Here is a 23,386-nt window from a genome sequence, read left to right as displayed (position 1 = left end):
CGCCCCGGAAGTCCCCGCGTTTGTGCGGGTGACGTCCGGGGCGGTCCGCATTGCCCCTAAGGACATTTATGAGCAAGCAGATTGAATTCAATGAAACTGCGCGTCGGGCCCTGGAAGCCGGTGTCGACAAGCTCGCCGACGCTGTCCGGGTGACCCTCGGGCCGCGTGGCCGCCACGTGGTGCTGGCCAAGGCGTTCGGCGGACCCGTCGTGACCAACGATGGTGTCACCATCGCCCGCGAGATCGACCTGGAAGACCCGTTCGAGAACCTCGGGGCACAGCTGGTCAAGTCGGTGGCCACCAAGACCAACGATGTCGCCGGCGACGGCACCACCACCGCCACCGTGTTGGCCCAGGCCATCGTGAAGGCCGGGCTGCGCAACGTGGCAGCCGGTGCCAACCCGATCGCCCTGGGCGCGGGTATCGCCAAGGCCGCCGATGCCGTATCGGAGGCCCTGCTGGCCGCCGCCACGCCGGTGTCGGACAAGAAGTCCATCGTCCAGGTCGCCACCGTGTCCTCGCGTGACGAGGAAGTCGGTGAGCTGGTCGGCGAGGCCATCACCAAGGTCGGTCACGACGGTGTCGTGACGGTCGAAGAGTCCTCCACGCTGAACACCGAGCTCGAGGTCACCGAGGGTGTCGGCTTCGACAAGGGCTTCATCTCGGCGTACTTCGTCACCGACTTCGACTCCCAGGAAGCGGTACTCGAGGACGCGCTGGTGCTGCTGCACCGCGACAAGATCAGCTCGCTGCCCGACCTGCTGCCACTGCTGGAGAAGGTGGCTCAGGCCGGTAAGCCGCTGTTGATCGTCGCAGAGGACGTCGAGGGCGAGGCACTGTCGACCCTGGTCGTCAACGCCATCCGCAAGACCCTCAAGGCCGTCGCGGTCAAGGCGCCGTTCTTCGGTGACCGCCGCAAGGCGTTCCTCGACGATCTCGCCGTCGTCACCGGCGGGCAGGTCGTGAACCCCGACGTGGGTCTGCTGCTGCGCGAGGCCGGCCTCGACGTGCTTGGAACGGCGCGGCGTGTGGTGGTCACCAAGGACAGCACCGTGATCGTCGACGGTGGAGGCACCAAGGACGCCATCGCGGCCCGAGTTGCGCAGCTGCGCAGCGAGATCGAGAACACCGACTCGGACTGGGACCGCGAAAAGCTGCAGGAGCGTCTGGCCAAGCTGTCCGGCGGCGTCGCCGTCATCAAGGTCGGCGCGGCCACCGAGACCGACCTGAAGAAGCGCAAGGAAGCCGTCGAAGACGCCGTCTCCGCGGCCAAGGCGGCCGTCGAGGAGGGCATCGTCACCGGTGGTGGTGCTGCGCTGGTGCAGGCTGGCGCCGCGCTGGACGCCCTGCGCAGCTCGCTGAGCGGCGACGAGCTGCTCGGTGTCGAGGTGTTCGCCAAGGCGCTGTCGGCCCCGCTGTTCTGGATCGCCACCAACGCCGGCCTCGACGGTGCCGTCGTCGTCGGCAAGGTGGCCGAGCTGCCCAACGGCCAGGGCTTCAACGCCGCCACGCTGACCTACGGCGATCTGTTCGCCGACGGCATCGTGGACCCGGTGAAGGTGACCCGCTCGGCGGTGCTCAACGCCGCGTCGGTCGGGCGCATGATCCTGACCACCGAGACGGCTATCGTCGAGAAGCCGGCCGAGGAAGAGGATCACGGGCACGGCCACCACGGCCACGCTCACTAGTACGTAGCTCCGCGAAACACCCCCGATCCGCTTGGGCCGGGGGTGTTTTGCGTCCGCTCGGCCTAGTGCGCGCAGGTGTGGCACCGGATAAACCTCGCGGGGCCGGGTGCGGACGGGCATACTCTCGACCATCGGACACGGATGTCACCGCCTATGCCGAAGGAGGGGTGACGCGTGAGCATGGCGTACCTGGCACAGCCGAGCCAGCAACAGCAGTTGGAATGGCTCGACGGCGGCACCCTGGCGATCTTGCTCGACGGTAAGGCCACGAACGGCCAATTGATGGTCGGACGCTTCGATGTCAGTGAGGGTGAAGCGCCCCCGTATCACAAGCACACCCGCGAGGACGAGGTCTTCATGCTGATCAAGGGGACCGCGCTGCTGTGGTACGACGACGAGGAGATGGAACTCTCCGAAGGCGGGATCGTCTTTCTGCCCAAGAACATTCCACACGCGTACCGCATCACGTCCAAGAAGGCCGATCTGCTGATGATCAACACTCCCGCGGGAATCGAAGGGATGTTCCGCTACGCCGGCCGCGACAGGGCAACACCGCGCCCGGACGATTTCGAGATCTCTCCCGCTCGAATGGCTGAGGGCGCGGACAAGTTCGGTCAGATCATTCTCGGGCCGCCGCGCTGACTCACGGGCGCGCTCACCGGGCCGTCGGCTGAATCGACACCAGCCGGTAGGCGCCGGACTGTGCGTCGTCGGCCGCGAACCGAACCACCAGGCTGCCGGGCGGAAACCGGGTGGCCAGGTCATTGAGCGTCCTGGGCAGGAACACTCTGGCCTTGGCGTTGCCGTACCAATTGGGGTTGGCGGGGTCGACGTCGAGGTCGGCCACCTGGTCGATCGCGGTGTCCCAGCTCTGCACCGCCTCCGGTGCCGCAGTCCCGAATCCTGTCGACTTCAGATACGCATCCCCTTGTCCTGCAAAGGTTATCGGTGTTTCGCTGCCGACCGGCGTGCCGGTGATCGTCCCGTTGACGACATCGGCCGTCACCGACGTCAGGCGGGCGGTGCAGATATCGTCGACGACGCTGGCGGAACCACAAGAATCGGGCAGCGGCGGGGCGGCGTGTGCCAGGACGGGGCTGACGAAGGCCACCATCGCCAGGGCGCCGCTCGCGGCCGTTCCACGAATGCGCGGTATCGAGATCACAGAACTGTCATCGTCGTGTTCGTGAGAAGAGTTACCTGACCGGTCGCGCGGGTGAGGCGTTTGGGGCGATCGTCATCCGATGCGCAGCGGTGCCGGGCCCAACGCGGCCAGACCCTCGTGGGCGAACCCACTCCACTGGGCGCGTGTCCGGCGGGCCAGCTCCTCGTCGATGGGTTGCGCCCCGAGCATCGGAGCATCCGACCAGGCTCCGCGGGATCCCAGCAACAGCGGCAACTCGATACAGTGACACGCTCCCAGCGGTGCCCGCCGGGGTGTCCAGTCGAAGCGGAATGTCGAGGACCGTCCACCCGCGCGGTTCCACTTCTCGGCGAGTTGAGCTGCCGGGCGCCCGAAGATGCGCCGAGTCATGATGCGTCCGAATGCCGCGGCGAGGTAGGGGCCGGCCGGCCCCGCCTGCTGGAGGCGGTTGCCCCGCGGATCCATCGAGACGAACGGCCGTGCGTCGGCACGGGTGTAGCCCACCAGGATCTCGATACGTGCCGCGGCGTCGGCGATCCGCGCGTCGACGTCGGCGGCGGACGGCAGCGGCGCAAACCCGAGGATCGGCGCGAACGGCATCAGTCCCAGCCTGCCGAACTGCTGGGCGGTCCGCGCGGCGGCCAGTTGAGCGTCCAGCAGCTGCGCGACGTCGGCTTGCAGGGCGGGTACCCCGGACAGCGACGCGGTCGCCGCGGCGAGCATCGCCTCCGCCATCGCCGGCCGGCCGGATGGCAGCCCCAGCGGCGCGCTCTGCAGGATGGCCCGCGTGAACAATCCGGAGGCGTCCGGGCACAACATCAGCGACATCACCGAATCGCCGCCGGCTGACTGCCCGAACACCGTCACCCGTGCCGGGTCACCGCCGAACGCCGCGATATTGTCCCGGACCCAGCGCAGCGCGCAGATCTGGTCGCGTAGCCCCAGATTCTGGGTGTCCTGGTCGTGCAGGTTCAGATAGCCGAAGACGCCCAGCCGGTAACTGACGTTCACCACGACGACCCGGCCCTCGGCGGCGAGCGCGTCGGGGTCGTACTTGTCGGATTCACCGCTGCCGGACACGTAGGCCCCACCGTGGAACCACACCATCACCGGCAGCCGGTCGGCGTCGGCCGGTGCGGTCACGCTGAGCACCTGACACTGTTCGCTGATCGCCAGCCCCTCGCCGACCGCCCCCGTGACGAACTGCAACCTCGAAGGGAACTGGGGGCACGCCGGACCGCGCTGGGTCGCGTCGACCGTACCGCTCCCGAATGCCGTCAACTCCGGTACCGCGAACCGCTCGGCGCGCGCGTAGCGGATACCGCGGGCCGTGATCAGGTGGTTCTCTTCGTTCACCAGCAGCGAAGTGCCGCCGCCATCGAGCCGTTGGGTCGCCACGCGATGACGATACGAAAGCACCCCCGGTCCGATGGGCCGGGGGTGCTTGGTCGGCGGGGTCAGAACGCTTGGTCGACGAAGCCGTTGGTGGTGTTCACCTCGTCGTGGTTGTCGACGCTGTAGTGCGGACCGACCGGCGTCCCGATGGCGGCCTGGGCGGGTGCGGCCAGACCCAGGACTGCTGCGGTCATGCTGGTGGCGATCAGGGTGGCGAATCCGAATTTCTTCATCTGGATCATCTTCTTCTGTGGTCGTTGTTGCTCTGATGGTTGAAACAGGATGTCCGGCAGTGTCATTCCGCCCGGCAGGAACTGATCGATGGATGGCAGAAACGGCGTTCCTAGGGCTGCTGCCAGAACAGGAAGGCGTACGGATCCGGCTGTGAGACCGGTTCGGTGAAGTTGGCGCTGTAGTCGCCCGATCCGGCGCAGGTGATGCTGACCCGGTTGCATGCCGGGTCCGGGGCGGCCGCGGCCGCAGGTGCCAGGCCGATGCCCGCAGCAGCGGCGATGACGGCGATACCGGATGCCCGAAACACATTCATCTTCATGACATTTCCCTTGCTGGACTCGATGGTCACACCATCGTCTGCCTGCACGCCCGTGGTGGGCATCCCGATTGGCCCCCGTCTCGGCTACCGGCTAGCCGGTATTCCCAGCTGGTTGCCAGCTGCGATGTGTCGGAGGTCATGCACACGCGACGCTGATACCACCAACAGGGAGGTCACATCATGAAGCTCACCACCGGATCCACACTCCTGGCCGCGGGCCTGTCGCTTGCCGCGGTACTGGGGCCGCAGGCAACCGCCGCGGCGGCCCCGGCCTGTCCGGATGTGGAGGTGGTGTTCGCGCGTGGGACGTTCGAGGCGCCGGGCGTCGGTGCCACCGGCCAGGCCTTCGTCGACGCGCTGAACTCCCGGCTGCCCGGCGAGGCGGTGGCCGTCGATGCGGTGAACTATCCGGCCTCACTGGACTTCGAGCAGGCGGCGCAGGGCGTGGCCGATGCCGGCAACACGCTCGAATCCTTGGCGGCCGGCTGCCCGAACACGAAGATCGTCCTCGGTGGTTACTCGCAAGGCGCGGCGGTGGCCGGCTATACGACGGCGGACAGTGTGCCTGCCGGATTCGTTCTGCCCGCGGGCATTTCCGGCCCCATGCCGGCCTCGGTGGCCTCGCATGTCGCCGCGGTCGTGCTGTTCGGAACGCCGTCACCGCTGTTTCTCGGGCTGGCGGACCATGATGCTCCACCGATCGCGATCGGCGACCGGTATCAAGCCAAGACGTTGGAGTTGTGTGCACCCGGCGATCCCGTGTGCTCGCCGGGGATCAGCCTGGACCGGGCTGCGCACAGCGCCTACAAGGACAACGGAATGGCCCTCCAGGCCGCGGATTTCGTTGTCCGCCAACTCGGTCAGCCGGCACCGTCGGTGCCGTCGGCCCAGCAGGCCACGTAGACGAAACGGCCGCCGCAACGAGGGGGAGGGGGCATTGCGGCGGCCGTGGTCTGGGGTGGGCTCTGGGGTGGGCTAGGCCTTCCCGAGGGTGACCTGGGTGGTCTGGGAAGCACCAGACTGATCCAGGTAGGTCAGAGACACGTTGTCGCCCGGTGCTTTTGAACGTACCGCCGCGACGAGCGCCTCGGGCCCATCGATGACCTGATCGTTGACCTTGGTGATCACCGCGCCGTCCGGGATCCCGGCAGATGCGGCCGGGCCGCCGTCGGCGACATTGGCGATCGCGGCGCCGCTGCTCGCCGTCGGATCGGTGCTGAGCTGCACCCCGAGCGACCCGTGGCTGGCGGTGCCGGTGGACACCAGCTCGTCGGCAATGCGCTTGGCCTGGTCGGACGGGATGGCGAAGCCCAGCCCGATCGAACCGCTCTCGCCGCCACCGCCGCCCGGGCCGCCCTGGCCCGCGCCCAGGGTGGCGATCGCGGAGTTCAGCCCGATCAGCTCACCCTTCATGTTCACCAGCGCACCGCCGGAGTTACCCGGGTTGATCGCCGCATCCGTCTGGATGGCGTCCAGGACGGACGCCTGGCCGCCGGAGCCGTCGCCGGCCGCCACCGGGCGGTTGAGCGCGCTGACGATGCCGGTGGTGACGGTGCCCTGCAGGCCCAGCGGTGATCCGATCGCCACCACCTGCTCGCCGACCTTGACGTCTTTGGACGATCCGATGGCGATCGGGGTGAGCCCCGAAACGCCCTCGGCACGCACCACCGCGAGATCACCGGTCGGGTCGGTGCCGACAACGCTGAAGGGGACCGAGCGACCGTCGGAGAAGGTCACGGTCCGCGTGGCTTCGCCCCCGTTCATCGATGCGGGCTGAGCGCCGTCGGCACTGTCTGCGCCCGCGGCCGCCACGTGATTGTTGGTGAGGATCAATCCGTCGGAGGTCAGCACGACGCCGGAGCCCTCGGCCTCACCCTGGCCCATCTGGATCCGCAGTTTCACGACGCTGGGCATCACTTTGGCCGCGACCTGCTCGACGGATCCGGCAGGCGCCGCGGCGGCCGGCTGGGACGCCGCCGCGTGCGGTGCCGGCGACGCGACCGCGGGCGGGGGAGTGAGGCTGTCGGGATGGGCCACCCACGCAGCGGTCGCACCGATTCCACCACCGGCCACCGCGACCGCCAAGGCGCCGACGGCGAGCAGTCCGGCCTTGGAACGCTTGCGGCCCGCAGGAGCGATATTGCGCACAGGGGCAGCCTGGTAGAACGGCGGCACGGGTTGCTGGGTGGCATATCGCCAGTCGTAGGCGCGTGGGATCGGTTGGGTCAGAGGAGCATTCGGGTCGTGTGGCTGAAACGGTTGCTGCTCAGGGCTTGTCATTGTGGAGTGTGCGTCACTTTCTTGAATGATGAAATAGCACAGTTGCTTAACCACAATCATCCGGCGGTGGCTGAGACTGGACTGAGAGTTGGCTCTGTCCCGTCCGAGATTTCGGCCGCATTTTGGTAACCAGTGCCGTCGCATACCTCACCCCAGGCCGGCACTTGACCTCAAGTGCAGTTGAGATCGGACACTCGATCCGTGACTGTCGAATTCGCCCAGATCCGTGTCGCCCGCCCCACCGATCGGCTCGCGGAGGTCGAGCGGTTCTACGCCGAGTACCTGGGCCTGCCTGTCCTCTATCGGTTCGACGACCACGACGGGTACTCCGGAGTCATGCTGGGTCTGCCCGGGTCTGAGTATCACCTGGAGTTCACCACGCACGTCGCCGGAAGCCCGTGTCCGGCGCCCACGGCGGACAACCTCCTGGTGCTGTACTTTCACGGCGACGCGCAGATGTACGCCATGGTCGAACGTCTCGCCGCGGCCGGATGTGCCCCCGTGGAACCGGAGAATCCATACTGGAACAAGGTGGGCGCGTTGACGTTCGAGGACCCCGACCGGTGGCGGGTGGTGCTGGTTCCGCGCCGGGTGATCTGAGAAGACTAGTGCGCGGTCGTGGTGATCCGAACCTCGCCGGTCAACGTCTGATGGACGGGGCAGCGTTCGGCGATGTCCATCAGCTTCTGACGTTGACCGTCGTCGAGGTCCCCGATCAGTTCGATCTCGCGATCGATCTGAGCGATCCACCCGATGGTGGTTTCACAGTCGGCGCAGTCCTTGGCGTGAATCCGGGAATGGCGAAGGGCCACGCGTACCTGCTCGAGGGGCCAACCCTTGCGGTCGGCATACATCCGCACCGTCATGGAGGTGCAGGCACCGAGGCCGGCCAGCAGCAGATCATAGGGAGTCGGTCCCGCATCGTCGCCGACCGGACGTGGCTCGTCGGCGGTCAACCGGTGCTGTCCGGCGATGATCTCCTGCGTGTAGGTGCCGGTGCCCGTCTCCGTGACGATCACGGTGCCCTCGGCGGGCGGGTTGGTGGACATCGGGCCTCCTGGAGGGTGTGGGCTCGCGGATCCTCAAGAAGTACCACCGCCGACCGTGGGCGGTGTCCGGTATCGGGAACCGGCCTGGCACACAGAAAGGCCCCGCCGGGGCATCGGGGCGGGGCTCTTCCGTCAGTCGAGTGTCAGGCGGTGCGGCGGATCCCGCGCTTGAGGAGGAGTTCGCGTTCGGACTCGCTCAGCCCGCCCCAAATACCGTACGGCTCACCTACAGCAAGGGCGTGTGAACGGCATTGCGTGATCACCGGGCAGCTGCGGCACATCTCCTTGGCCCGCATTTCGCGCTGGGCACGGGCCCGGCCGCGCTCGCCGTCCGGATGGAAAAACATCGAAGAGTCGACACCTCGGCAAAGTCCTGCCATTTGCCAGTCCCAAATGTCGGCATTGGGTCCGGGTAGTTGCTGCGGCTGTGGCATTTGGAAAACCCCTCTCGTCGCACCTAATTCGCGAAACGCGTAGGTGCGTGAGTCGCGGAACCGATCCGAGCACTTGTCGCCGATGACTACTCGTGCACACAACGTAGAAGGGCTACCGAAAAATCGTCAATAGCCAGGTCGTGTGCGTAACCGCATAGCAGCAGCGTGAGAATTTACATCACGTTCATCATTGCGACCCGCACGCAACGAGAAGAGTGTTCAACAAACGCTGCGAAGTTGACGCTTGTGTGCATTTCCGCTGTTCGTCGTAATTGCAATTACCTAGCAGCCGTTAGGTGGTTGATCTATTGGAAACATGGAGACCACCAACTGTTAACCAAGGTTGGCTTCGTCACGTGACTCCGGTGCTTCCCGAGCGCGTTGATAACGTCGCAATCCGATGACCACCACGACAACGTCCCTGGCCGAGGCCGCTTTCGGTCCGCATCCGGAGCTCTGGCCGCTGCCCGCGGCGACCTCACAGCGGGATCGCTGGCTGCGCGCCGTCGCGGCGGGCGGTCAAGGGCGCTACGCCAGCGCACTGACCGACCTCGGCGAGATCTGCCGCGCCGCGCACCCAGGACCGCTGCTGTCGCTGGCCCACAGCACCAGGGCCTCGTTTCTCCGACAGCTGGGTGGGCACGACAGCGCGCGTGGCTGGGACGGCCGAGCCTGGGCGGCCGCGGGCACGGATCCCGAGGCCGGTGCCGATGCTCTGGTGGGTCTGGCCGCCGACGCACTCGGGGTGGGGCGGCTCGCGCTCTCGGCGCGGTTGCTGGCCCGTGCGGAGCGGCTGGTGGACGGATCCGGCCCCGCCCGGCTGCCGGTGCGGCTGCAGTGGGTGTCGGCGGAACTCAACATGGCCGGCGGCGACGGCGCGGCCGCCGTCGTCCATGCCGAACGTGCGGTGGAGCTGGCCGCATCGGTCGGTTCGCCGCGGCACACCGTCAAGTCGGCCGTGGTGCTGGCGGCCGCTCTGTGCTGCGCCGGACGCCTCGAGCAGGCGCGTTCGGTCGCCGACCAAGCACTCGGTGACACCGAGCGGTTCGGGCTCGTACCCCTGCGCTGGGCGCTGGGATGCCTGCTCGCGGATATCGGCAGTGCCGTCCATCCGCCCGCGCACGTCGTCGCTGTTCGCGACGCTGCCGCCGATACAGTGCGACGCAGAGGCGGCGTGTGGTCGCGTCGCTGAAGCGGTTCGGCCCGCCCGGATCGTTAGTGTTTATCTGACGCGCATCCTGCCTGGATGTGTCCCTTACGTAACGCTGGAGATATCGCCCACGATGACAATTTCGGGAGAACGTCTCGATGATGTCGTCGCTCATGCGGTGGCCGGCGATCGGGATGCACTCCGGGTGGTGCTGGAGACCATCCGCCCGATCATCGTCCGGTATTGCCGGGCGCGGATCGGGTCAGCAGAACGAAGTGGTCTATCGGCTGACGATATTGCGCAGGAGGTGTGCTTGGCCGCCATCACGGCGCTGCCGCGCTACCAGGATCAGGGGAGACCCTTCCTGGCATTCGTGTATGGCATCGCTGCGCACAAGATCGCCGACGCCCACCGGGCGTCTGCGCGTAACCGCTCTGAGCCCACCGATGTGGTGCCTGAGCGGCTCTCGGGGGAAGCCGGGCCCGAACAGCGGGCACTTGACTCCGAGGCGTCCGCGCGGATGGACCGGTTGCTCGCGACCCTGCCGGACAAGCAGCGCGAGATCATCATCCTTCGCGTCGTGGTCGGGATGAGCGCCGAGGAGGTCGCCGAAGCCGTCGGCAGCACGCCCGGCGCCGTCCGCGTCGCGCAGCATCGCGCCCTGGCCAAGCTCAAGTCCGAGATCAGCACGGGCGGGGGCGACTATGCCTGATTTTGGTCGCTGGACCGCCAACGGGGGCGATCCGTCCCTCAACGACATCAACCGCGCCGACAAGTTCCTCGACGCGCTGGCCTCGGAACAGCCGGTGTTCTCCACCGACCACGCCGATGCCGAGCTCGCCTTCCTGCTCACCGGATGGCGTGACGAGGTCCGACAGGTCCCCATGGACCACGTGGTCCCGCCGCACGAGGCCGAGTCTGCGCTGCACCACGCGCTCGACTTCTCGACGCGGCGCCGTAACCGGCGCTCGCTGGCCGTGATCGGTTCCGCTGCAGCCGCCGTGCTGTGCCTCGGTGGCTTCGCCTCGGTGGTGTACAGCGCCAACCCCGGCGACGGTCTGTACGGCTTGCACAGCATGCTGTTCGGCGATCAGCGCCAGACCCGCGACGACGCGGTGGTGCTGGCGGCTCAGACCGAGATGGAGCAGGTCCAGCAGCTGATCAACACCGGCCAGTGGGACCAGGCCCAGGACAGACTGGCGGCCCTGTCGACCAAGGTGCAGAGCGTGGAGACGGTCGAGCGCAAATCCGAACTCATCCAGCAGTGGAATGCGTTGACCTACAAGGTCGTCGAGCAGAATCCGGCCGCCACGCTGCCGCCGGCGGGTGAGCCGCTGCCGGTGCTGCCGTCCTCACCTCTGACGCTGCTGCCGGTCCCGGTGATCGAAAGCCGTACGGATACCTCCACGGCCACCACGACGCCGCCGGAGGCGACCAGTGTGACCTCGACCACCGGATCCGAGGTTCTGTTGACGACGACCACACCGTCGTCGGACACCACGACCACGTCCCCCGGCACGGAGACCACGACCACCACATCGGAGCCGGCGACGTCCTCGACGTCCTCGACGTCTACGACATCGGTGACACCGTCCACGGCGACCACCACCTCGGCGGCCCCGAGCACGACCACCACCACGGTCGCCACGAGCACGACCACGACGGCGCCGCCGAGCACGGCGACCACCACGTCGGTCGTCCCGAGCACGACCGCCACCACGACGACGCAGGCCACGGTGTCGCGCACCGCGACCACGACGACCACGGTGGCACCGAATGCGGCGGCCTCGCCGTCGGCCACCTCCGCGGCCCCGCCGGTACAGCAGGAGGAGCCCAGCGCTCCGCCCGCCCGTTCCCAGGCGCCCCAGTCGCATGCGGAGGAACCCGTGCAGACGACGAAGGCGCCCGCCGCGGAGTCGACGTCAGCGCCGCAGCGGGCACCCGAGGTGGCGGTGACGACGACCACCGTGCCCAGCGGTCACTGACACCGGGCCGGGTTGTCGATCAGGAAGTCAGCGGTACCCGTCGGATTCCGACGTGGCCTCGTTGAGTGACGCGTCCGCGTAGCCGCGGCAGTAGTCCCATGTCACGTAGGCATCGGGCTCTGGATCGTAGGCCGGCTCGTGCGGGCGCACGGTACCGTCCACGAGCAGCTGCAGCAGGTTGGCGCGCAACATGTCCCAGTCGTGATAGTGGTCCTGCTGGCATTCGTCGCAGCACACCACCAGACCGCGGATTCCCTTGTGGGCCAGCAGGGCCTCGTACACCGCAAGATCGGCGAGGTCGGCCTCGACGGCGCTGCGTTCCTGCGGATCCAGTGGCAGACCGGGCTCGATCGCGTCGAGCGCCGCCGAGGGATCGCACGGGTCATCTGCGAAGGGATCCGGCGGCAGCCCCGGCGGGAGGTCATCACGCACGGTTCTAGCGTACGCAGCCCCGCCACATCCGCGCCAGCCGTCCGCCCGGGTGTCGCCCGAACGGGCCGGTGTGGCGGTGTGGTCACGAGCATCGAGGTCAGTGCCGATAAGATGGTCTTTTAGATCCACGCCTGTGTTTGGCCGTGTTGGTTCCTGGAGGCTCCACCTATGTCGATTGCTGAAAGCAGCAGCATCCCTTTGGCCGTACCGGTGCCGACCGGCGGCGATGATCCGACGAAGATCGCGATGCTCGGGCTGACGTTCGACGACGTCCTGCTGCTGCCGGCCGCATCGGACGTGGTCCCCGCGAATGTGGACACCTCGAGCCAGTTGACCAAGCGGATCCGGTTGCGGGTGCCGTTGGTGAGCTCGGCGATGGACACCGTCACCGAGTCTCGGATGGCCATCGCGATGGCCCGCGCCGGCGGTATGGGCGTGCTGCATCGCAACCTTTCGGTGGCCGAACAGGCCGGTCAGGTCGAGACGGTGAAGCGCTCGGAGGCCGGGATGGTCACCGACCCGGTGACCTGCTCGCCGGAGAACACGCTGGCCGAGGTCGACGCGATGTGCGCCCGGTTCCGGATCTCCGGGCTGCCGGTGGTCGACGCGCAGGGCTCCCTGGTCGGGATCATCACCAACCGCGATATGCGTTTCGAAGTGGACCAGTCCAAGCCGGTCGCCGAGGTGATGACCAAGGCGCCGCTGATCACCGCGCAGGCGGGGGTGTCCGCGGAGGCGGCACTGGGCCTGTTGCGCCGATACAAGATCGAGAAACTGCCCATCGTCGACGGGCACGGCAAGTTGACCGGCCTGATCACCGTCAAGGACTTCGTCAAGACCGAGCAGTTCCCGCTGGCCACCAAGGACAGCGACGGCCGGCTGCTGGTCGGTGCCGCCGTCGGCATCGGCGATGACGCCTGGACCAGGGCGATGACACTGGCCGACGCCGGTGTCGACGTGCTCATCGTGGACACCGCGCACGCCCACAACCGCCTGGTGCTCGACATGGTGCACCGCCTGAAGTCCGTCGTCGGGGACAAGGTCGACGTGGTCGGCGGCAATGTGGCCACCCGCGCCGCGGCCGCCGCGCTCGTCGAAGCCGGTGCCGACGCCGTCAAGGTCGGGGTCGGGCCCGGCTCGATCTGCACCACCCGGGTGGTGGCCGGGGTGGGCGCCCCGCAGATCACCGCGATCCTGGAGGCCGTCGCGGCCTGCTCACCCAAGGGTGTGCCGGTGATCGCCGACGGTGGTCTGCAGTACTCCGGGGACATCGCCAAGGCGCTGGCCGCAGGTGCCTCCACCGCGATGCTCGGCTCGCTGCTGGCGGGCACCGCCGAATCCCCGGGCGACCTCATCTTCGTCAACGGCAAGCAGTTCAAGAGCTACCGCGGCATGGGATCGCTGGGCGCCATGCAGGGCCGCGGCACGCAGAAGTCGTTCTCCAAGGACCGCTACTTCCAGGACGATGTGCTCTCCGAGGACAAGCTCGTCCCCGAGGGCATCGAAGGCCGGGTACCGTTCCGCGGTCCGCTCTCGACCGTCATCCACCAGCTCACCGGTGGATTGCGGGCCGCCATGGGATACACCGGATCGGACACGATCGAGCACCTGCAGCAGGCGCAGTTCGTCCAGATCACCGCGGCGGGGCTCAAGGAAAGCCATCCGCACGACATCACCATGACTGTCGAAGCGCCGAACTACTACGCCCGTTAGGGCCTGGGAGCAAAACCCCTATGCGTGACATGGTTGAAATCGGCATGGGCAGAACCGCCCGCCGGACCTACGAACTCGACGACATCAACATCGTCCCGTCGCGGCGTACCCGCTCCAGCAAGGACGTGTCCACGGCCTGGCAGCTGGACGCCTACCGGTTCGAGATCCCGGTGGTGGCGCATCCGACCGACGCGCTGGTCTCGGTGGAGTTCGCCATCGAGATGGGCCGACTCGGCGGTCTGGGGGTGCTCAACGGGGAGGGCCTGATCGGCCGGCACGCCGATGTCGAGGACAAGATCGCCCAGGTCACTGAAGTTGCTGCTGTTGCATCCGATGAAACGGCGGCCATCCGGTTGCTGCAGCAGCTGCACGCCGCCCCGCTGGATCCCGAACTACTGGGTGCGGCCGTGGCCCGTATCCGCGAGGCCGGGGTGACCACCGCGGTGCGGGTCAGCCCGCAGAACGCACAGGCTCTCACGCCGGCTCTGGTGGCCGCGGGAATCGACCTGCTGGTCATCCAGGGCACGATCATCTCCGCCGAGCGGGTGGCCCAAGATGGCGAGCCCCTCAATCTGAAGACGTTCATCTCCGAACTGGACATCCCGGTGGTCGCCGGCGGTGTGCTGGACCACCGCACCGCGCTGCACCTGATGCGCACCGGTGCGGCCGGCGTCATCGTCGGCTACGGCTCCACCCGGGGCGTGACCACCAGCGACGAGGTGCTGGGTATCAGCGTCCCGATGGCCACCGCGATCGCCGACGCGGCCGCCGCGCGCCGCGAATACCTGGACGAGACCGGCGGGCGCTACGTGCACGTGCTGGCGGACGGGGATATCCACACCTCCGGTGATCTGGCCAAGGCGATCGCCTGCGGTGCGGACGCCGTGGTGCTGGGGACCCCGCTGGCCACCGCCGCCGAGGCGTTGGGCGGCGGCTGGTTCTGGCCGTCCGCGGCCGCGCATCCGTCGTTGCCGCGCGGTGCGCTGCTGCAGGTGACCCTCGGCGACCGGCCTTCGCTCAAGCAGGTGCTCGACGGACCGTCGGACGACCCGTTCGGTTCGCTGAATCTGGTCGGCGGGCTGGCGCGGTCGATGGCCAAGGCCGGGTACTGCGACCTGAAGGAATTTCAGAAGGTCGGCCTGACCGTGGGGGCGTGAGCAGCCTGATCGACCCGGCTTTTCTTTACAAGTTAGGCGTTCCTGTCTAGAAGTTACCTGTCGGTAGCGTCATACTGGTCACATGCAGCCGGACTATGACGTCTTGATCATCGGCTCGGGTTTCGGGGGCAGCGTGAGCGCCCTTCGACTGACCGAGAAGGGTTACCGGGTGGGGGTCCTGGAGGCCGGCCCGCGATACTCCGACGCCGACTTCGCCAAAACCTCCTGGGATCTGCGCCGCTTCCTGTGGGCGCCCCAGCTGGGCATGTACGGCATCCAGCGCATCCATCTGCTGCGTAACTGCATGATCCTGGCCGGCGCCGGGGTGGGCGGCGGCTCGCTCAACTACGCCAACACCCTGTACGTGCCACCGGAGCCGTTCTTCGCCGACAAGCAGTGGGCGGGGATCACCGACTGGCGCTCCGAGCTGATGCCGCACTACGAGCAGGCGCAGCGCATGCTCGGTGTGGTCACCAACCCGACCTTCACCGACGCCGACCGGTTGATGAAAGAGGTCGCCGACGACATGGGTGTCGGGGACACCTTCGTCGCCACCCCGGTGGGGGTGTTCTTCGGACCCGACGGGGAGAAGGCGCCGGGCAAGACCGTCCCGGACCCGTACTTCGGCGGCGCGGGACCGGCCCGCACCGGCTGCATCGAATGCGGAGAATGCATGACCGGATGCCGCCACGGCGCCAAGAACACCCTGGTGAAGAACTACCTGGGCCTGGCGGAAGCCGCAGGAGCGCAGGTGCACCCGATGACGACGGTGACCAGCTTCGGTCAGCGGCCCGATGGGCTGTGGGAGGTCAGCACCGCGCGGACCGGCAGCAAGCTGCGCCGCAAGCGCAAGACGTTCACCGCCACCAACCTGATTGTCGCGGCCGGCACGTACAACACGCAGAAGCTGCTGTTCAAGATGCGTGACACCGGCAAGCTGCCCAAGCTGTCGCAGCGTCTGGGCGTGCTGACCCGCACCAACTCCGAGTCCATCGTGGGTGCCCAGACCCTCACGGTGGACCCGCGCCGTGACCTGACCCACGGCGTCGCCATCACCTCGTCGATCCACCCGACCGCCGACACCCACGTCGAGCCGGTCCGCTACGGCAAGGGCTCCAATGCCATGGGCCTGCTGCAGACGCTGATGACCGACGGCGCGGGGCCGCAGGGCACCGACACCCCGCGGTGGCGGCAGTTCCTGCAGCTGGCCGGCGACGATCCGCGCGGCATGATCCGGCTGCTCAACCCGCAACACTGGAGTGAGCGCACCGTCATCGCGCTGGTGATGCAGCACCTGGACAACTCGATCACCACGTTCACCAAACGCGGACCGCTGGGCAAGCGGCTGATGTCGTCCAAGCAGGGCCACGGTGAGCCCAACCCGACCTGGATCCCGGCCGGCAACGAGGTGACCCGCCGGATCGCGGAGAAGATCGACGGTGTGGCCGGCGGCACGTGGGGCGAGCTGTTCAACATTCCGCTCACCGCGCACTTCCTGGGTGGGGCGGCGATCGGTGACAGTGCCGAGACCGGTGTCATCGACCCGTATCACCGGGTGTACAACTATCCGACGCTCTACGTCACCGACGGCGCCTCGATCTCAGCCAATCTCGGTGTGAATCCGTCGCTTTCGATCACCGCGCAGGCCGAGCGCGCGGCCTCGATGTGGCCGAACAAGGGTGAGCAGGACCAGCGTCCCGCGCAGGGGGAGCCCTATCAGCGCCTGGCTCCGGTCGCGCCGGTCCGTCCGGTGGTCCCCGCCGACGCGCCGGGTGCCCTGCGCCGGTTGCCGATTCACCCCGTCAGCTCTGCGGGCTGACGGGTTCACCGGGTACCGATTCGAGCAATCGGGTGATGAGGCGCTCGATCATGTCGGCGCGGATGACCCCGGGTTGCAGCATCTCTTCCAGCGCGACACCCGCGGTGACGGTGACGACGAGTTGGGCCAGGTCGGCCAGCCGCTGACTGGGTAGCCCGGTCTGGGCGCCCTCGACGACCTGCATGGCCTGCTCGACGGCGGCGCGTCTGCGTGCGATGAGCCGGTCGCGTAGTGCGGGGTCGCGTACGGCGCGCAGCCAGTACTCGAAAAGCACCAGCTGATACTGGCTCTCGTCGTGGATCGACCCGAGCATGGATCGGCTGAGTGCCTCGGCTGTCGCCTTGATGTCGCCACGGCCGGCACCGAACGCCGTCGCGATCAAGGCGCTGCGCGTCTCGAACTGGCGGTCGAGCAAGGCGAGGAACAGCTCATCCTTGGATTCGAAGTTGGAGTACACCGCACCCTTGGTGAAGCCGGCCGCCTGGCCGATCGCGTCGATGGTGGTGCCTGCGAAACCCTCCGCGGCGAACACCTCCAGCGCCGCGTCGAGTATCCGATCGCGCACCTCATCGCGCGTGGGGCGGGTCCGAGCGGGTTTGACAGAGGACATGGACGACAGCATACTCGACAGTATCGAATCGATACCAGATGGTATCGAAATTGTTCGGAGAGGTTGAGAGATGGCAGACGCGCAGGACGCCCCGGCCGCCGACGAATCCGTCGACGCCGCTCCGGCGCTGATCACGGCCGTCGGGCTCGGCGTCGACGGTGAACACGGACCGTTGTTCTCGGATATCGATCTCGAGCTGAGCAGTGGTTTCCACGCCATCCAGATGCCCGGCGGCTGGGGTCAGACCGCGCTCCTGCTGACCCTGGCCGGCCGCCTGAAACCCACCCACGGCACCGTCACCGTCTGCGGCGACACCCGGCCGCGCGAGATCCGCAGACACTGCTCGATCGCGGCGTTCGACGATATCGACGAGTTGGAGGACTCGGTGACCGTGGCGACCGTGCTCGCCGAGCAGCGCCGCTGGCTGGCGCCGTGGTACCGGCAGGTGCCGATCGAGGCCGGCGAGACCGCCCTGCGCGAGGTGTTCGGTGAGATCCCGGCGCCGTCGGCCACGACCTTCATCAGTGAACTGTCCGATCTGGACCTGTTCCTGCTTCGGGTCACCCTGGCCCGGTTCTCGGATCGGCCGATCCTGGTGGTCGGCGATCTCGAACAGGTTCGGGACAACGCCCGCCGCGCGCTGGCCGTCCAGCGGCTCGGCGCCCTCGCCGAAACGCAGACCGTCGTGGTGGGCGTGACCAATCCGCTGGGCGCAGATGCACCCGACCACGACCTCCACGATCACCGCAGCCTGACCGGAAAGGACTCCTGATGCTGAAAGGTCTTCGCGCAAGCGGCTCATCGGTGTTGAATGGTCTTCGCGCAAGCGGCTCATCGGTATTGAATGGTCTTCGCGCAAGCGGCTCATCCCCGCTGGCAGGACTCGCCTTCGGCTCCGAGATCAAACGCTTTGCCCGCAGTCGGCTGACCCGGGTGGCGATCGTGGTGCTGATGCTGCTGCCCCTGGTGTACGGCGCGCTGTACCTGTGGGCCTACTGGGATCCCTTCGGCCATGTCAACAAAATGCCTGTTGCGCTGGTCAATTCGGACCGCGGCGCGGTGGTGTCCGGGCAGCAGGTTAACGTCGGAGACGAGATCGCCAAGAGCTTGACTGCCGACGGCAGCATGGACTGGAATGTCGTGAGCGATGACGAGGCGCGCACCGGGGTCGAACACGGCAAGTACTACTTCATGCTCGAATTGCCCTCGGACTTCAGCGAAGCCATCGCCTCACCGCTGACCGGGCAGCCGAAACAGGCCAACCTGATCGCGGTCTACAACGACGCCAACAACTACATCTCGTCGAGTATCGGGCGCACCGCCACCGACCAGGTGCTCAATGCGGTGTCCACCAGGATCTCCGGGCAGGCCGTCAATCAGGTGCTGTCCGTGGTGGTCTCGTCGGGGGCCGGCATCAAACAGGCGGCCGACGGGGCCCACCAGCTCGCCGACGGCGCGGTCAAGGTCGACGACGGCGCCGCCGCACTGTCCGCGGGTCTGCACACCGCGCGGTCTGGCTCGGCGCAATTGGCCACCGGCGCCCAACAGCTCTCCGACGGCATCACCAAGGCCACCGACCCGCTGGTCGCGGTGACCCGGGCCCTCGCGCAGATCGGTGGCGACACCGACAAGCTGCAACAGGGCACGGCCGCCCTGCGCCAGGCCAACGACCAGATCGGTGCCATCGCCATCGCTCAGGACACCGCGGCCGACTCGCTCACCGCGGTGATCAACCAGCTCTCCACCAGCGCAGATCCGTTGGCCAACAGTGCCGCCGGAACGCTGCGCGGCGTGCAGGACCAGTTGCAGGCGCACCAGTTCACCCCGCAGATCCGTCAGCAGCTGACCGACGCGGAGAACGCCGCGATATCCATGACCTCGTCGATGCGCACCCCGGGCAGCCCGCTGGGCACCGGCCTGGATCAGGTGGGGGCCAAGGGTCAGGAGCTCACCGACAAACTCAACGAACTGCGTGGCGGTGCCCAGAAACTCGCCTCCGGCAGCGCCGAATTGTCAAGCGGAATAGTCAAACTCGACAACGGCGCCCAGCAGTTGAAGACGGGCACCGGCCAGCTGCGCGCCGGATCGGCAGAGCTTGCGACCAAGCTCGCCGACGGTGCCAAGCAAGTCCCGGACTGGAGCGCGCAGCAGAAGGAGTCGATCGCCGACACCATCGGTGGTCCGGTGCATCTGGAAACCGCGCACGAGAACGCCGCGCCCAACTTCGGCACGGGTATGGCCCCGTTCTTCATCACCCTGGCGCTGTTCTTCGGTGCCCTGGTGCTCTGGATGGTGCTGCGGCCGTTGCAGACCCGGCCGATCGCCGCGGAGGTCCTGGCCATCCGGGTGGTGTTGGCCAGCTATCTGCCGGCGGTGGCGATCGGGCTGTGCCAGGCGGTGATCCTGTACTGCGTGGTGCGGTTCGCGCTGGGTATGCACGCGGCCCATCCCGTGGCGATGCTGGCCTTCATGGTGCTGATCTCGTGCGCGTTCGTCGCGGCCACCCAAGCGATCAACGCCCTCGTCGGACCGGCGGTGGGGCGCGTGCTGATCATGGCGCTGCTGATGCTCCAGCTGGTCAGCGCCGGCGGCATGTACCCGGTGGAGACCACCTCCCGGCCGTTCCAGGTCTTCCACAACTACGACCCGATGACCTACGGGGTCAACGGATTACGCCAGTTGATCCTCGGCGGTATCGATCACCGGCTGTGGCAGGCCGTGATCGCGCTGCTGATCATCTGGGCCGGGGCGTTGGTGATCTCCTCGCTGTCGGCCCGGCGCAACCGGATGTGGAACATGACGCGGCTGATGCCCGCGATCAAGATGTGACATCAGAACCGAGCCGGCGCCGGATCGGTTCCCTGCCGGGTGGCTGCGACGGCGCGGGCAGCAGGGGTTTGCGCACGTACACGGCGACAGTGGTGGGCTCCTGAGTGCTGACGGTGAGTTCGGCCCCGGCGTGCCGGATCGTCAGGTGCGAGTGCGGGCCGTCGCGCAGGCTGTAGATCACCTCTGCGTGAGTGGCATCGACGGTCAGGCGAAATTCGCGCCAGCGCAACCGGAATCGCAATCGGTCGATCCCGTCGGGCAGGTGCGGGTCCAGCGCCAGCACGCCTTCGTCGTCACGCAGGCCACCGAACCCGGCCACCAGCGCGATCCAGGCGCCGGCCAGCGAGGCCATGTGCAGACCATCGCGGGTGTTGTGGTGCAGATCGCGCAGGTCGATCAGGGCCGCCTCATAGGCATAGTCGTGGGCCAGTTCCAGATGGCCCACCTCGGCACACAGCACCGCCTGGGTGCACGCCGACAGGGAGGAATCCCTGGTGGTGCGACGCTCGTAATAGTCGACATTGTGGGCCTTCTGCTCGGCGGTGAAGGCGTGACTCTGCCAATGCATGGCCAGGACCAGGTCCGCCTGTTTGAGCACCTGGGCCGGGTACAACCGGACGTAGTGTTCGTGTAGCAGCAGGGGATAGTTCGTGTTCTCGGTGAAATCCCACTCGGCCAGGCTGGTGAAACCCTCGGACTGGGAGTGCACCCCGAGTTCGCGGTCGAACGGGATGTGCACTGCCGCGGCGGCATCCCGCCACGCCGCGGTCTCCTCGGTGGTGACCCCGATGGCCGCGGCGCCGTCGGGATGGCGCCGGCATGCGTCGGCCGCCACCCGCAGATTCAGGGCGGCCATCAGATTGGTGAACACATTGTCGCTTGCCAGCGCCGTGTATTCGTCCGGACCGGTGACCCCGTCGAGGTGCCATACCCCGTGCCGATCGTGGTGGCCCAGCGAGATCCACAGTCGCGCCGTCTCCACCAGCACCGACAGCCCGCATTCGCGTTCCAGGCTGTCGTCGCCGGTCACCAGTCGGTAGCGCTCGTAGGCCATCGCGATATCGGCGTTGATATGCCAGGCGGCCGTGGCCGCCGGCCAGTAGGCCGAGCACTCCTCACCGCGTATCGTGCGCCAGGGGAAACTGGCGCCCGAGAGCCCGAGCTGCTCGGCACGGTCCTTGGCGAGATCCAAAGTCGCTGCGCGCCAGCGCAGGGCATCGGCGGCGGCATGCGGTTTGGTGTAGGTCAGAACCGGCAGCACGAACCCCTCGGTGTCCCAGAAAGCGTGGCCGTCATAACCCGTTCCGGTCAGCCCCTTACCGCCGATGGCCCGGCGCTCGGCGCGGGCGCTGGCTTGAAGCACGTGGAACAACCCGAACCGGACGGCCTGCTGGCTGTCCGGATCACCCCACACCTCGACATCGGCGGCATCCCAGAACTCGTCGAGGTAGGTGCGTTGGGCATCCAACAGACCCTGCCAACCGCTGTAGCGGGCGCCGGCCAATGCCCCGGCGACCTGGTCGCGTAGCGCCGGGCGCGACCGCAGGCTGGACCATCCGTAGGCGAGATACTTGACGATGCGCAGTTTCTGACCCGGCCGCAGACCGCAGATCACCGTCGTACGCGCCACATCGGCACGCGCCTCGGTGGTCACCTCGACGCGCCCGGGCACCTCGACCTCGTGGTCCATCGCAGCCGCCATCATCAGGCCGCTGTTGCGGGTTTGGTGCACCAGAAGGCCGCTGTGTTCGGTGTGCTCGTGCGAGACCGCCTCCAGCGGGTGATCGAGTCCCGCGGCCACCCGCGGATCCGCGGACATCTCGGGTTGGTCCTCGTTGGCCACCAACTCCGATTGCACTGTGACAAGGCTGAATTCGTCGACCGCCTCGACCACGTACTCGATCGCCGCGACGCTGCGCTGAGTCAGCGACACCAACCTGGTCGAGGTGATCTTCACCTGCTTGCCGGCCGGGGAGCGCCACTGGGCCACCCGGGTGAGGGTGCCGGCGCGCAGGTCGAGAACCCGTTCGTGGTCGATCAGTTCGCCGTACCTGAGATCGAACGGCTCGTCGTCGACCAGCAGGCGCAGCAGCTTTCCGTTGGTGATGTCGACGATCGTCTGGCCGGCTTCGGGATAGCCGAAGCCGGTTTCGGCGTAGGGCAGGGCCCGGGTTTCGTAGAACGAGTTCAGATAGGTTCCCGGTAGTCCGTGCGGCTCGCCCTCGTCGAGGTTGCCACGCAGCCCGATGTGCCCGTTGGACAGCGCGAAGATGGATTCGGACTGAGCCAGCAGGTCGAGGTCCAGCCGTGTCTCGCGGATACGCCAGGGTTCGATGGGGAAGGCGTCGTGGTCGATCATCGGCCGGCCTCCAGCAGATCGGCGAGGTCGGTGACGACGATATCGGCGCCGTGGGCGCGCAACTGGTCGGCCTGACCGACCCGGTCGACCCCGACGACGAGGCCGAAGTGTCCGGCTCGCCCGGACTCCACCCCGGACAGGGCGTCCTCGAACACCGCGGCGGCCGAGGGCGCGACGCCGAGCAATTCGGCCCCACGCAGGTACGAATCCGGTGCCGGTTTGCCGTCGAGGTGTTCCTCGCGCAGGGTGACGCCGTCGACGCGCTGCTGCACGTACCGGGCCAGCCCGGTCACCTCGAGGACCTCGCGGGTGTTGGCGCTGGACGACACCACCGCCACGCCCAGGCCGGCGGCGGCGACCGCTTTCAGATACCTCCGGGAGCCGTCGAACACCTCGACGCCCTCGGTGTGCAGAACCTTCTGGAACATCTGGTTCTTTCGATTGCCCAGACCGGCCACCGTCTCGGCGTCGGGACCGTCGTCGGGTGTGCCCGCGGGCAGGTCGATACCCCGGCTGTTCAGGAAGGTGCGCACACCGTCCTCGCGGGGCTTACCGTCGACGTAGCTCAGGTAGTCCTGGTCGATGTCGAACGGAACGAACGACTGACCGGTGCGGTCGGCATGCTCGCGCAGGTACTCATCGAACATCGCCTTCCATGCCGCTTTGTGCACGCTGGCGGTGTCGGTGAGGACACCGTCGAGGTCGAACAGGCACGCGTGCACGTTCTTGGGCAGGCCGAGCATGACAGCCCTCGCTTTCCGGTGGCGGACGGGTACCACTCCACCATGC

At 67.5% G+C, this 23,386-nt stretch carries 23 protein-coding genes; 12 read left to right on the top strand and 11 right to left on the bottom strand.

Translation table 11 applies throughout. From position 1 onward, the window contains the following. Nucleotides 1-68 precede the first annotated feature (68 nt). A complete protein-coding gene (gene groL / locus QN239_RS26095; protein ID WP_499014773.1) occupies nt 69-1,688 on the top strand; it encodes a chaperonin GroEL in 1,620 nt (539 codons plus the stop codon). Nucleotides 1,689-1,868: 180 nt separating this feature from the next. Further along, the gene (locus QN239_RS26090) at nt 1,869-2,330 is read left to right on the top strand and encodes a cupin domain-containing protein (RefSeq protein ID WP_499016972.1); all 462 of its coding nucleotides are present in this window, start codon (nt 1,869-1,871) and stop codon (nt 2,328-2,330) included. Nucleotides 2,331-2,343: 13 nt separating this feature from the next. Here QN239_RS26090 and QN239_RS26085 read toward each other — a convergent pair whose 3' ends face one another. The 4 genes from QN239_RS26085 to QN239_RS26070 form a co-directional block, all read right to left on the bottom strand. Next, complete coding sequence (locus QN239_RS26085; RefSeq protein ID WP_499014772.1) at nt 2,344-2,853, bottom strand: hypothetical protein; 510 nt, start codon at nt 2,851-2,853, stop codon at nt 2,344-2,346. Nucleotides 2,854-2,925: 72 nt separating this feature from the next. After that, nucleotides 2,926-4,230, bottom strand: coding sequence for a carboxylesterase family protein (locus tag QN239_RS26080; protein WP_499014771.1), 1,305 nt, complete (start codon nt 4,228-4,230; stop codon nt 2,926-2,928). 59 nt (nt 4,231-4,289) lie between these two features. Then, on the bottom strand, nt 4,290-4,460 hold the full coding sequence (locus QN239_RS26075; protein WP_167157136.1) for a hypothetical protein: 171 nt from the start codon (nt 4,458-4,460) through the stop codon (nt 4,290-4,292). A gap of 110 nt (nt 4,461-4,570) precedes the next feature. After that, a complete protein-coding gene (locus QN239_RS26070; protein ID WP_139170178.1) occupies nt 4,571-4,780 on the bottom strand; it encodes a hypothetical protein in 210 nt (69 codons plus the stop codon). Between the two features lie 180 nt (nt 4,781-4,960). Here QN239_RS26070 and QN239_RS26065 point away from each other — a divergent pair, with 180 nt between their 5' ends. Continuing rightward, nucleotides 4,961-5,683 (top strand): cutinase family protein, encoded by a 723-nt coding sequence (locus QN239_RS26065; RefSeq protein WP_499014770.1) that lies wholly within the window; start codon nt 4,961-4,963, stop codon nt 5,681-5,683. Nucleotides 5,684-5,755: 72 nt separating this feature from the next. Here the strand turns inward: QN239_RS26065 and QN239_RS26060 are convergent, their stop codons facing one another. Beyond that, the gene (locus QN239_RS26060; RefSeq protein WP_499014768.1) at nt 5,756-7,060 is read right to left on the bottom strand and encodes a S1C family serine protease; all 1,305 of its coding nucleotides are present in this window, start codon (nt 7,058-7,060) and stop codon (nt 5,756-5,758) included. A 201-nt stretch (nt 7,061-7,261) separates the two neighbouring features. Between QN239_RS26060 and QN239_RS26055 the strand changes: the two genes are divergently transcribed. Continuing rightward, a complete protein-coding gene (locus QN239_RS26055; protein ID WP_090363158.1) occupies nt 7,262-7,660 on the top strand; it encodes a VOC family protein in 399 nt (132 codons plus the stop codon). A 5-nt stretch (nt 7,661-7,665) separates the two neighbouring features. Here the strand turns inward: QN239_RS26055 and QN239_RS26050 are convergent, their stop codons facing one another. After that, nucleotides 7,666-8,109, bottom strand: a complete 444-nt coding sequence (locus QN239_RS26050; protein ID WP_167157142.1) for an OsmC family protein — start codon at nt 8,107-8,109, stop codon at nt 7,666-7,668. A gap of 143 nt (nt 8,110-8,252) precedes the next feature. Continuing rightward, complete coding sequence (locus tag QN239_RS26045; protein WP_090363162.1) at nt 8,253-8,543, bottom strand: WhiB family transcriptional regulator; 291 nt, start codon at nt 8,541-8,543, stop codon at nt 8,253-8,255. Between the two features lie 400 nt (nt 8,544-8,943). Here QN239_RS26045 and QN239_RS26040 point away from each other — a divergent pair, with 400 nt between their 5' ends. From QN239_RS26040 to QN239_RS26030, 3 genes are all read left to right on the top strand, one after another. Then, nucleotides 8,944-9,735 (top strand): tetratricopeptide repeat protein, encoded by a 792-nt coding sequence (locus QN239_RS26040; protein ID WP_499014765.1) that lies wholly within the window; start codon nt 8,944-8,946, stop codon nt 9,733-9,735. Between the two features lie 91 nt (nt 9,736-9,826). Further along, complete coding sequence (locus QN239_RS26035) at nt 9,827-10,405, top strand: sigma-70 family RNA polymerase sigma factor (protein ID WP_167157146.1); 579 nt, start codon at nt 9,827-9,829, stop codon at nt 10,403-10,405. After that, nucleotides 10,398-11,678 (top strand): anti-sigma-D factor RsdA, encoded by a 1,281-nt coding sequence (locus QN239_RS26030; RefSeq protein ID WP_499014763.1) that lies wholly within the window; start codon nt 10,398-10,400, stop codon nt 11,676-11,678. The genes QN239_RS26035 and QN239_RS26030 overlap by 8 nt, the downstream gene beginning before the upstream one ends. Nucleotides 11,679-11,705: 27 nt before the next feature. Here QN239_RS26030 and QN239_RS26025 read toward each other — a convergent pair whose 3' ends face one another. Beyond that, nucleotides 11,706-12,110: a DUF5319 domain-containing protein gene (locus tag QN239_RS26025; RefSeq protein WP_090363168.1), complete on the bottom strand. Its 405-nt coding sequence runs from the start codon at nt 12,108-12,110 to the stop codon at nt 11,706-11,708. 168 nt (nt 12,111-12,278) lie between these two features. On the opposite strand from QN239_RS26025, the gene guaB reads away from it, so the two are divergent. The 3 genes from guaB to QN239_RS26010 all read left to right on the top strand — a co-directional run bounded on the left by guaB (nt 12,279) and on the right by QN239_RS26010 (nt 16,799). After that, nucleotides 12,279-13,823, top strand: coding sequence for an IMP dehydrogenase (gene guaB / locus QN239_RS26020; protein ID WP_090363169.1), 1,545 nt, complete (start codon nt 12,279-12,281; stop codon nt 13,821-13,823). Between the two features lie 20 nt (nt 13,824-13,843). Then, a complete protein-coding gene (locus tag QN239_RS26015; protein WP_499014760.1) occupies nt 13,844-14,980 on the top strand; it encodes a GuaB3 family IMP dehydrogenase-related protein in 1,137 nt (378 codons plus the stop codon). A gap of 82 nt (nt 14,981-15,062) precedes the next feature. Continuing rightward, nucleotides 15,063-16,799 (top strand): GMC oxidoreductase, encoded by a 1,737-nt coding sequence (locus QN239_RS26010; RefSeq protein ID WP_267290468.1) that lies wholly within the window; start codon nt 15,063-15,065, stop codon nt 16,797-16,799. On the opposite strand, the gene QN239_RS26005 is transcribed toward QN239_RS26010, so the two are convergent. After that, nucleotides 16,783-17,421: a TetR/AcrR family transcriptional regulator gene (locus tag QN239_RS26005; protein WP_167157152.1), complete on the bottom strand. Its 639-nt coding sequence runs from the start codon at nt 17,419-17,421 to the stop codon at nt 16,783-16,785. The two genes, QN239_RS26010 and QN239_RS26005, sit on opposite strands and share 17 nt — an antisense overlap. Before the next feature lie 58 nt (nt 17,422-17,479). Between QN239_RS26005 and QN239_RS26000 the strand changes: the two genes are divergently transcribed. Next, complete coding sequence (locus tag QN239_RS26000; protein ID WP_499014758.1) at nt 17,480-18,181, top strand: P-loop NTPase family protein; 702 nt, start codon at nt 17,480-17,482, stop codon at nt 18,179-18,181. Nucleotides 18,182-18,282: 101 nt separating this feature from the next. Further along, nucleotides 18,283-20,238, top strand: a complete 1,956-nt coding sequence (locus QN239_RS25995) for a YhgE/Pip family protein (RefSeq protein WP_499016970.1) — start codon at nt 18,283-18,285, stop codon at nt 20,236-20,238. On the opposite strand, the gene QN239_RS25990 is transcribed toward QN239_RS25995, so the two are convergent. Next, a complete protein-coding gene (locus tag QN239_RS25990; RefSeq protein WP_499014757.1) occupies nt 20,228-22,597 on the bottom strand; it encodes a glycoside hydrolase family 65 protein in 2,370 nt (789 codons plus the stop codon). The genes QN239_RS25995 and QN239_RS25990 overlap by 11 nt on opposite strands. Continuing rightward, nucleotides 22,594-23,340 (bottom strand): beta-phosphoglucomutase family hydrolase, encoded by a 747-nt coding sequence (locus QN239_RS25985; RefSeq protein WP_499014755.1) that lies wholly within the window; start codon nt 23,338-23,340, stop codon nt 22,594-22,596. The genes QN239_RS25990 and QN239_RS25985 overlap by 4 nt, the downstream gene beginning before the upstream one ends. Nucleotides 23,341-23,386: the final 46 nt, after the last annotated feature.

The organism is Mycolicibacterium sp. Y3 (assembly GCF_051188035.1).
Taxonomy (GTDB): domain Bacteria; phylum Actinomycetota; class Actinomycetes; order Mycobacteriales; family Mycobacteriaceae; genus Mycobacterium; species Mycobacterium fluoranthenivorans.
Note: the sequence above shows the minus strand (reverse complement) of the source record. Positions and strands in the feature narration are given on the sequence as shown.

Coding starts and splice junctions, on each gene's coding strand:
- QN239_RS26030 (WP_499014763.1), top strand. CDS start 10,398: ATGCCTGATTTTGGTCGCTGGACCGCCAACGGGGGCGATCCGTCCCTC.
- QN239_RS26040 (WP_499014765.1), top strand. CDS start 8,944: ATGACCACCACGACAACGTCCCTGGCCGAGGCCGCTTTCGGTCCGCAT.
- QN239_RS25985 (WP_499014755.1), bottom strand. CDS start 23,340: ATGCTCGGCCTGCCCAAGAACGTGCACGCGTGCCTGTTCGACCTCGAC.
- QN239_RS26070 (WP_139170178.1), bottom strand. CDS start 4,780: ATGAAGATGAATGTGTTTCGGGCATCCGGTATCGCCGTCATCGCCGCT.
- QN239_RS25990 (WP_499014757.1), bottom strand. CDS start 22,597: ATGATCGACCACGACGCCTTCCCCATCGAACCCTGGCGTATCCGCGAG.
- QN239_RS26065 (WP_499014770.1), top strand. CDS start 4,961: ATGAAGCTCACCACCGGATCCACACTCCTGGCCGCGGGCCTGTCGCTT.
- QN239_RS26050 (WP_167157142.1), bottom strand. CDS start 8,109: ATGTCCACCAACCCGCCCGCCGAGGGCACCGTGATCGTCACGGAGACG.
- QN239_RS26075 (WP_167157136.1), bottom strand. CDS start 4,460: ATGAAGAAATTCGGATTCGCCACCCTGATCGCCACCAGCATGACCGCA.
- QN239_RS26000 (WP_499014758.1), top strand. CDS start 17,480: ATGGCAGACGCGCAGGACGCCCCGGCCGCCGACGAATCCGTCGACGCC.
- groL (WP_499014773.1), top strand. CDS start 69: ATGAGCAAGCAGATTGAATTCAATGAAACTGCGCGTCGGGCCCTGGAA.
- QN239_RS26010 (WP_267290468.1), top strand. CDS start 15,063: ATGCAGCCGGACTATGACGTCTTGATCATCGGCTCGGGTTTCGGGGGC.
- QN239_RS26045 (WP_090363162.1), bottom strand. CDS start 8,543: ATGCCACAGCCGCAGCAACTACCCGGACCCAATGCCGACATTTGGGAC.
- QN239_RS26090 (WP_499016972.1), top strand. CDS start 1,869: ATGGCGTACCTGGCACAGCCGAGCCAGCAACAGCAGTTGGAATGGCTC.
- QN239_RS26060 (WP_499014768.1), bottom strand. CDS start 7,060: ATGACAAGCCCTGAGCAGCAACCGTTTCAGCCACACGACCCGAATGCT.
- QN239_RS26015 (WP_499014760.1), top strand. CDS start 13,844: ATGCGTGACATGGTTGAAATCGGCATGGGCAGAACCGCCCGCCGGACC.
- QN239_RS26035 (WP_167157146.1), top strand. CDS start 9,827: ATGACAATTTCGGGAGAACGTCTCGATGATGTCGTCGCTCATGCGGTG.
- guaB (WP_090363169.1), top strand. CDS start 12,279: ATGTCGATTGCTGAAAGCAGCAGCATCCCTTTGGCCGTACCGGTGCCG.
- QN239_RS26005 (WP_167157152.1), bottom strand. CDS start 17,421: ATGCTGTCGTCCATGTCCTCTGTCAAACCCGCTCGGACCCGCCCCACG.